At 60.0% G+C, this 8,924-nt stretch carries 6 protein-coding genes; 3 read left to right on the plus strand and 3 right to left on the minus strand.

Annotated elements, in window-relative coordinates:
• Together D8V06_RS16545 and D8V06_RS16550 are read left to right on the plus strand one after the other, a co-directional pair.
• A partial coding sequence (locus tag D8V06_RS16545) for a PilZ domain-containing protein (RefSeq protein ID WP_130931331.1) occupies positions 1–553 on the plus strand: 553 nt, incomplete at its 5' end.
• Between the two features lie 14 nt (positions 554–567).
• Positions 568–1,290, plus strand: a complete 723-nt coding sequence (locus tag D8V06_RS16550; RefSeq protein WP_056857028.1) for a glycerophosphodiester phosphodiesterase family protein — start codon at positions 568–570, stop codon at positions 1,288–1,290.
• Positions 1,291–1,332: 42 nt separating this feature from the next.
• Here the strand turns inward: D8V06_RS16550 and sthA are convergent, their stop codons facing one another.
• The 3 genes from sthA to D8V06_RS16565 all read right to left on the minus strand — a co-directional run bounded on the left by sthA (position 1,333) and on the right by D8V06_RS16565 (position 5,565).
• Positions 1,333–2,727 carry a Si-specific NAD(P)(+) transhydrogenase gene (gene sthA, locus D8V06_RS16555; protein WP_053161582.1) on the minus strand — a complete coding sequence of 465 codons (1,395 nt, stop codon included), beginning with the start codon at positions 2,725–2,727 and terminating at the stop codon, positions 1,333–1,335.
• A gap of 207 nt (positions 2,728–2,934) precedes the next feature.
• A complete protein-coding gene (locus tag D8V06_RS16560; protein ID WP_241667834.1) occupies positions 2,935–3,879 on the minus strand; it encodes an FAD:protein FMN transferase in 945 nt (314 codons plus the stop codon).
• A gap of 222 nt (positions 3,880–4,101) precedes the next feature.
• Positions 4,102–5,565 (minus strand): glyceraldehyde-3-phosphate dehydrogenase, encoded by a 1,464-nt coding sequence (locus tag D8V06_RS16565; protein ID WP_056857026.1) that lies wholly within the window; start codon positions 5,563–5,565, stop codon positions 4,102–4,104.
• A gap of 363 nt (positions 5,566–5,928) precedes the next feature.
• Between D8V06_RS16565 and mfd the strand changes: the two genes are divergently transcribed.
• A partial coding sequence (mfd, locus tag D8V06_RS16570) for a transcription-repair coupling factor (protein ID WP_130931333.1) occupies positions 5,929–8,924 on the plus strand: 2,996 nt, incomplete at its 3' end.

An 8,924-nucleotide genomic window follows, 5' to 3' on the forward strand; every position in this document is an offset into this window, starting at 1 on the left:
CGAATACTACCGTATCGAGGACACGATCGCACTGGAAATTCGGCCCCTGTCCGCTACCGAAGCCACAGGCCAGGAAGTGTTGCAGGATGCTTCCCCACTCTTCAACCTGCTCAGCGAATTGCACCTGAGCGAATTCGAGTCGCAGCACCTGTTGCGCCAGATCAATGAGCGCGACCGCAACATTGCCGCGTTCCTGAAGTCCCAGAACAAACGCATCGATTTGCTGAGCCAGGTCATCGCCCTGACGGTGCTCGGGCAAATTGGCGAACCGCAGCCGGTGATCATCTCCGAGGGTGGCATCGACTTCCAGCACCCCACGCCAATCGCCGCTGGCTCTCGCCTGTCGGTCAAGCTGGTACTGATGCCACAAGCCTTGGGTTTGTTGCTGCGCGCTCGGGTCACTCATTGCGACCGCAAGGGCGATGGTTTTGACGTCGGCACCGAATTCGAACACCTGACCGACGCCCAGCGGCAACTGTTGGCCCGGCATATCTTGCAAAAGCAGGCCCAGGAACGACGCCTGGCCCGCGAACAACTCGAATCAGGCAATTAATTTAAGGAAGAACCGTGACCCTCATCTACGGCCATCGCGGCGCCAAGGGCGAAGCACCGGAAAATACCCTGACCAGTTTTCAGGAATGTCTCAAGCACGGCGTGCGCCGCTGCGAACTGGACTTGCACCTGTCCAAGGACGGCGAGTTGATGGTCATCCACGACCCGACGCTCAAACGCACCACCGACCGGCGCGGCAAGGTCGCCGAGCACACGGCCGCCGAACTGGTGACGTATGACGCGCGCAAGGGTGGCCCTGGCTGGATCAAGCCGTGCCCGATCCCGACCCTGGAAGAACTGTTCGAAAAATGCGATTTCGAGCATTGGCAACTGGAAGTCAAAAGCGCCTCACGCACCCGCGCCGCGACCACCGTTCTGGCGATCCGCGAAATGGCGCAACGTCATGGTTTGCTGGACAAGGTGACAATCACCTCAAGCTCCCGTGAAGTGCTCAAGGCCGCGCTGGACCTGGTGCCGGACGTTTCCCGTGGCCTGGTGGCCGAGTACGCCTGGCTCGACCCGTTGAAGGTCGCGGCAAGCTATGGCTGCGAGATTCTGGCGCTGAACTGGACCCTGTGTACGCCGGAACGCCTGCAAAAGGCGCAGCGCCAGGGGCTGCATGTGTCGGTATGGACAGTCAACGAGCCCGCGCTGATGCGCAGACTCGCCGACTTCGGCGTTGACAGCCTGATTACAGACTTTCCCGGTTTGGCCACTGCCACGCTCGAGAATTGCTGAAATCGGTCTCCCCGGCCGGCTCAGGCCACCGGCCGGAGCCGCTCAAAAAAGCCGGTTGAGGCCATCGTACGCCGCGACCCGATAGGCTTCGGCCATGGTCGGGTAGTTGAACGTGGTGTTGACGAAATACTTCAGGGTGTTGAGTTCGCCCGGCTGGTTCATGATCGCCTGGCCGATGTGCACGATCTCCGAGGCCTGATAACCAAAGCAGTGCACGCCCAGCACTTCCAGGGTTTCGCGGTGGAACAGGATCTTCAGCATGCCTTGCGGCTCGCCGGCGATCTGCGCACGCGCCATGCTCTTGAAAAACGCCTTGCCCACTTCGTACGGCACCTTGGCCTGGGTCAGTTCTTGCTCGTTCTTGCCGATCGAGCTGATCTCCGGAATGGTGTAGATGCCGGTCGGCACGTCGTTGACGAAACGCCAGCTGCCATTGTCGACGATACTGCCAGCGGCGGAACGGCCCTGGTCATGAGCGGCACTGGCCAGGCTCGGCCAGCCGATCACGTCACCGGCGCCATAAATGTTCTGGATGCCGGTGCGGTAATTTTCGTCGACTTCGATCTGGCCACGGCCATTGACCTTCACGCCGATGTTTTCCAGACCGAGCTGATCGGTATTGCCAGTACGGCCGTTGCACCAGAGCAAGGCATCGGCCTTGATCTTCTTGCCGGACTTGAGGTGCAGGATCACGCCGTTGTCCACGCCTTCGACGCGGTCGTAGTCTTCGTTGTGGCGAACCGTGATGTTGTTGTTGCTGAAGTGGTAGCTCAACGCCTGGGAAATTTCCGAGTCGAGGAAGCTCAACAACTGGCCACGGTTGTCCACCAGTTCAACCAATACACCCAGACCACTGAAGATCGAGGCGTATTCGCAACCGATCACGCCGGCGCCATAAACGATGAGTTTGCGCGGGGTGTGGCCGAGGCTGAGGATGGTGTCGCTATCGTAGATACGCGGGTGGTGGAAATCGATGTCCGCCGGGCGATACGGACGCGAGCCGGTGGCGATGATGATGTGCTTGGCCACCAGTTTCTCGACCACGCCATTGGCGCAGACCACTTCGATGGTTTGCTCGTCGGCGAAGCTGCCGGTGCCGAAGAACACGTCGACGCGGTTACGGGCGTAGTAGCCGGTGCGCGAGGCGACTTGTTTGGAGATGACTTTTTCGGCGCTTTTCAGCACGTCCGGGAACGAGAACCAGCGCGGCTCACCAATGGCCCGGAACATCGGGTTGGTGTTGAACTGCATGATCTGCCGGACCGAGTGACGCAGTGCCTTGGACGGGATGGTGCCCAAGTGAGTGCAGTTGCCGCCGACCTGGCGACGGCTATCAACCATCGCCACCTTGCGCCCTGCTTTGGCGGCGTTCATTGCCGCGCCTTCTCCCGCCGGGCCGGAACCCAACACCACCACGTCGTAGTTGTAGACAGCCATGCGTACTCCTCAGAACAGGCCGTGGCGCCATCGGCACCTGCGGCTAAATCACGCCAATCTGTGGCATGAAGGAACAATTTGGGGCCAGTGCAGAACCCGGACACAGTCTATAGAAGCGTCAACGCCGCGCACATTAACCCTTGGTCGCGTCGTAGGCTAGTTTTGCCTGCACTACAACGCCACTTTTCAGTGCTTGAAGCGCCGCAGTCATTCGGTTTTTCCAGCGTTGATGCGTTCAAAAGCGTGACTGGTACGTGTGACGAATCCTGTATCGGCACGGATCACAAAAAATGCGCCGATACCGTGTTTTTCCGCGTAATCCCAACCGCGCTCCGGGCCGAGTATCAACAACAGCGTCGATAAGCCATCGGCCATCAACGCCGAAGGATGAATCACTGTGACCGACGCCAGTGTGTGTGCGACCGGTGTACCGGTGCGGGCATCGAAGGTGTGGGAATAACGCTTTCCATCCTGCTCGAAATAATGTCGGTAGTCGCCGGAAGTGGACAGGCCGTAACCGTCGATGGAGACAATGCGCTCCGCCACCTGCTGATCATCGCGTGGTTCTTCCAGTGCGATGCGCCATGGCGAACCGTCGGCCTTGTTGCCGGAGGCTTTGAGTTCACCCGTGACCTCGGCGAGATAGTCGTGGATGCCCATCGCCTCGAGTCGTGCGGCAATCGTGTCCACCGCATAACCGGCGGCGATGCTGTTGAAGTCGACCTCGACGGCGGCGTCCTTGCACAACTGGTCGCCGTCGATACGCAGATGGGCATATCCCACGCGCTGCCGCACTTCGGCAAGCGCTTGGGCGGTTGGAACTTTTTCCTCGCGAGCCTGAGGGCCGAAGCCCCAGAGATTGAGCAGCGGCTCCACGGTCAAATCGAACGAACCTTCACTTTGCTCTGACAGCTGCTCGCCGACGCGAACCAATTCGAGAACCGGCGCGGGCATTTTCTGACAACTGTCGACGGGCAACCGGTTGAAGCGTTCGATATCGGAGTCGCTGCGGTAGGTCGACATTTGCCGGTCCACTTCGGCCAGGATCTTTTCGACTTCGACCCGCACCTCTGCCAGAGCGGGAATACCGACGTGACGAACGTATTTGATCGAATACGTGCTGCCCATGGTCTGGCCGCCAAAGCTTTGCATGGCGTCGCCATTGCTGCAGCCCGCTAATGCCCCGAACAACAGCAGATGAACCCAATGCCAACTTTTCAACAAGCCCGACGCTCCCGAAGACATCCCCTGACACCGCGCCAGAGCCCATCATTATGCATGTCCCTGCAAGGGCTGCCCTGCCTACCCTTCCAGACACTGCACAAACAAAAACGCCCCGACCAAAGTCGGGGCGTTTTCATCTGCAGCTAAAGCTTAGCGCGGGAATGCTGGCGGGTTTACACCGGCCATGTCTTCCATCACGCGAACCACCTGGCAGCTGTAACCGAATTCGTTGTCGTACCAAACGTACAGTACAACGCGGTTGTCTTGGGTGATGGTCGCTTCAGCGTCCACAACGCCTGCGTGGCGAGAGCCAACGAAGTCGGTGGAAACCACTTCCTGAGAGCTGACGTAGTCGATCTGCTTGTGCAGATCCGAATGCATGGCCATCTGGCGCAGGTATTCGTTGATCTCTTCGCGCGTGGTGGCTTTTTCCAGATTCAGGTTCAGGATCGCCATCGACACGTTTGGCGTAGGAACGCGAATCGCGTTACCGGTCAGCTTGCCCTTCAACACTGGCAATGCCTTGGCAGCCGCTGTGGCAGCACCGGTCTCGGTGATAACCATGTTCAGCGGCGCGGCGCGGCCACGACGGCTGCCCTTGTGGAAGTTGTCGATCAGGTTCTGGTCGTTGGTGAACGAGTGAACGGTTTCGACGTGGCCATTGACGATGCCAAACTTGTCGTTGACTGCCTTGAGCACCGGCACGATGGCGTTGGTGGTGCAGGAAGCCGCCGAGATGATCTTGTCATCAGGGGTGATGTCGCCATGGTTGATGCCGTGCACGATGTTCTTCAGCGCGCCCTTGCCAGGTGCGGTGAGGATCACGCGGGCAGCGCCCGGGCAGGCCAGGTGCTGGCCCAGGCCATCGGCGTCACGCCATACACCGGTGTTGTCGACGATCAGCGCGTTTTCGATGCCGTACTGGGTGTAGTCGACTTCGGCCGGGCTCTTGGCGTAGATAACCTGGATCAGGTTGCCGTTGGCGGTGATGGTGTTGTTGGCTTCATCAATGGTGATGGTGCCATCGAACGGGCCATGAACCGAGTCACGACGCAGCAGACTGGCACGCTTGACCAGATCGTTCTCGGCGCCCTTGCGGACAACGATGGCGCGCAGGCGCAGGCCGTCGCCACCACCGGTTTTCTCGATCAGGATGCGCGCCAGCAGACGGCCGATACGACCGAAGCCGTACAGGACAACGTCAGTGCCTTTGCGGGCGGAAGCGTTCTGCTGGCCAACCACGTCAGCCAGTTCTTCACGAACGAACTGCTCGGCAGTACGGTCTTTGCCTTCGGCCTTGAATTTGGCCGCCAGCTTGCCCAGGTCAACCGAAGCGGCGCCGAGCTTGAGCTCGCTCATCGCTTTGATCAGCGGGAATGTTTCGTGGACGGACAGCTCGGAATCGTCGGACTGACGGTGACGAGCAAAGCGGTGAGCTTTGAGAATCGCAATGACTGAACGATTGATCAGGCTGCGGCCATAGATCGAGCTCACCACGTTGTTATTGCGGTAGAGCTGACCGATAAGCGGAATCATCGCTTCTGCGAGTGCTTCACGGTCGATCCATTCACCAAGACACTGGTCGGGCTTCTGAGTCACGGGAACCTTCCACATGTAGGGGCAGAAAAAAGGGGCTACATTATGCCGCCGAGTGACGCGTGTAGCAATGCGCGCCTGTCGTGCGACCCGTAACATTTTCCTGTTCAAAAAAATTGCGCAGCGCTAAAGCCCAGTAAAACCGGGGCCTTCAGAAGAGTCAATTTTTTGGAGACATCGTTACCTTGTCCGTAACCCTCCGTAACACCCTGACGTTTTACCACTACATAATTGGATTTTTCCGTTAAAAAACCACGGTATTTTGTCTTTACCACTACATTTCACCAAACCTGCGTAATAGACACAGTCTGCAACTGACAGGCGGCACTCCGGGCCGCTACAATTACCGACTTTGTCGCAACGCTTGGAGCTCAACCTTCCGTGCCCGTTCTGCGTCTACCGCTTCTCCCTGCCGCGGCAGGTAAACAGCACTGGGGCAACCTGCCCGGTGCCGCCCTGAGCCTGGCCATTGCCGAGGCCGCCAGCGCTGCCAAGCGCTTCACCCTGCTGCTTACAGCCGACAGCCAAAGTGCCGAACGACTGGAACAGGAGCTGGGGTTCTTCGCCCCGGATTTACCTGTGCTGCATTTCCCCGATTGGGAAACGTTGCCCTACGATCTGTTCTCGCCGCACCAGGACATCATTTCCCAGCGCATCGCCAGCCTGTACCGGCTTCCGGAATTGAGCCATGGCGTGCTGGTGGTGCCGATCACCACGGCCCTGCATCGCCTGGCGCCGACCACCTTCCTGCTGGGCAGCAGCCTGGTGCTGGATGTCGGGCAAAAGCTCGACGTCGAGCAAATGCGCACCCGACTTGAAGCCAGCGGTTATCGCTATGTCGATACGGTGTACGAACACGGCGAATTCACCGTGCGCGGTTCGCTGATCGATTTGTTCCCGATGGGCAGCAAACTGCCGTATCGCATCGACCTGTTCGACGATGAAATCGAAACCCTGCGCACCTTTGACCCGGAGAACCAACGCTCCATCGACAAGGTCGATTCGGTCAAGCTGCTGCCGGCCAAGGAATTCCCGCTGCAAAAAGAAGCGGTCACTCGCTTCAAGGCGCGCTTTCGCGAACGCTTCGATGTCGATTTCCGGCGTTGCCCGATCTTCCAGGACCTGAGCAGCGGTATCACTCCCGCCGGTATCGAGTATTACCTGCCACTGTTTTTTGAAGAAACCTCGACCCTGTTCGATTACCTTCCCCAGGACACGCAAGTGTTCTCGCTGCCCGGCATCGAACAAGCCGCGGAGAACTTCTGGAACGACGTACGCAATCGCTATGAAGAACGCCGCGTCGACCCGTCCCGTCCTTTATTACCGCCCGCTGAACTGTTCCTGCCGGTTGAAGATTGCTTCGCACGCCTGAAAAACTGGCCGCGCGTAGTGGCCAGTCAACAGGATGTAGAAAGCGGCGCTGGCCGCGAACGCTTTCCCGCCCGGGAGTTGCCGAACCTGGCGATCGAAGCCAAGGCTACCCAACCGCTGGCGGCACTGGCGGGCTTCCTCGATCAGTTCCCGGGCCGCGTGCTGTTTACCGCGGAATCCGCCGGCCGTCGCGAAGTGCTGCTGGAACTGCTTGAGCGTCTGAAGCTGCGACCAAAAACCGTCGACAGCTGGCCGGACTTCGTCGCCGGTAAAGAACGCCTGGCGATCACCATCGCACCGCTGGATGAAGGTTTGTTGCTGGACGATCCAGCCTTGGCGCTTGTGGCCGAAAGCCCGCTGTTCGGTCAGCGCGTGATGCAGCGTCGGCGCCGCGAAAAGCGCGCCGACGCCAACAACGACGCCGTCATCAAGAACCTCACCGAGCTGCGTGAAGGCGCACCCGTGGTGCATATTGACCACGGCGTCGGGCGCTATCTCGGCCTCGCGACACTGGAAATCGACAGCCAGGCCGCCGAATTCCTCGCTCTGGAGTACGCCGAGGGCGCCAAGCTCTACGTGCCGGTGGCCAACCTGCACTTGATCGCCCGCTACACCGGCAGCGACGACGCTCTCGCCCCACTGCATCGCCTCGGCTCCGAGACCTGGCAGAAAGCCAAGCGCAAGGCTGCCGAGCAAGTACGCGATGTCGCAGCCGAGCTGCTCGACATCTATGCCCGCCGTGCCGCCCGCGAAGGCTATGCCTTTGCTGACCCGAAAGCCGATTACGCCACCTTCAGCGCCGGTTTCCCTTTCGAAGAAACCCCCGACCAGCAAACCACCATCGAAGCCGTGCGCGAAGACATGCTCGCGCCAAAACCGATGGACCGACTGGTCTGCGGTGACGTGGGTTTCGGCAAGACCGAAGTGGCGATGCGCGCCGCGTTCATCGCCGTGCATGGCGGTCGCCAGGTAGCGATTCTGGTGCCGACCACCCTGCTCGCCCAACAGCATTACAACAGCTTCCGCGACCGCTTCGCCGACTGGCCGGTGACCGTGGAAGTCATGAGCCGCTTCAAGTCGGCCAAGGAAGTGAACGCGGCAGTGGCGGATCTCGCCGAAGGCAAGATCGACATCGTCATCGGCACACACAAGCTGCTGTCCGACGATGTAAAAATCAAAAACCTGGGGCTGGTGATCATCGACGAGGAACACCGATTCGGTGTGCGCCAGAAAGAACAGCTCAAGGCCCTGCGCAGCGAAGTCGACATTCTCACGCTGACCGCCACGCCGATTCCGCGCACGCTGAACATGGCGGTATCGGGCATGCGCGACCTGTCGATCATTGCCACGCCACCGGCCCGACGCCTGTCGGTGCGCACGTTTGTCATGGAGCAGAACAAGAGCACGGTCAAAGAAGCCCTGCTGCGTGAGCTGCTGCGTGGCGGCCAGGTCTATTACCTGCACAACGACGTGAAAACCATTGAAAAATGCGCCGCCGAACTGGCTGAGCTGGTGCCGGAAGCAAGGATCGGCATCGGTCACGGGCAGATGCGCGAACGCGAACTCGAACAGGTGATGAGCGACTTCTACCACAAGCGCTTCAACGTGCTGATCGCCTCGACCATCATCGAGACCGGCATCGACGTGCCGAGCGCCAACACCATCATCATCGAGCGTGCCGACAAGTTCGGCCTGGCCCAGCTGCACCAGTTGCGCGGCCGGGTCGGTCGCAGTCACCACCAGGCGTACGCCTACCTGCTGACGCCGCCGCGCCAGCAAATCACCGCGGACGCGGAAAAGCGCCTGGAAGCGATCGCCAACACCCAAGACCTCGGCGCGGGCTTCGTGCTCGCCACCAACGACCTGGAGATCCGAGGCGCCGGCGAACTGCTCGGCGACGGACAAAGCGGGCAGATCCAGGCAGTCGGTTTCACGCTGTACATGGAAATGCTCGAACGCGCGGTGAAGTCGATCCGCAAGGGCGAGCAGCCGAACCTCGATCAACC

The sequence above is a fragment of the Pseudomonas sp. Sample_24 genome (genome assembly GCF_004307605.1).
Lineage (GTDB): Bacteria > Pseudomonadota > Gammaproteobacteria > Pseudomonadales > Pseudomonadaceae > Aquipseudomonas.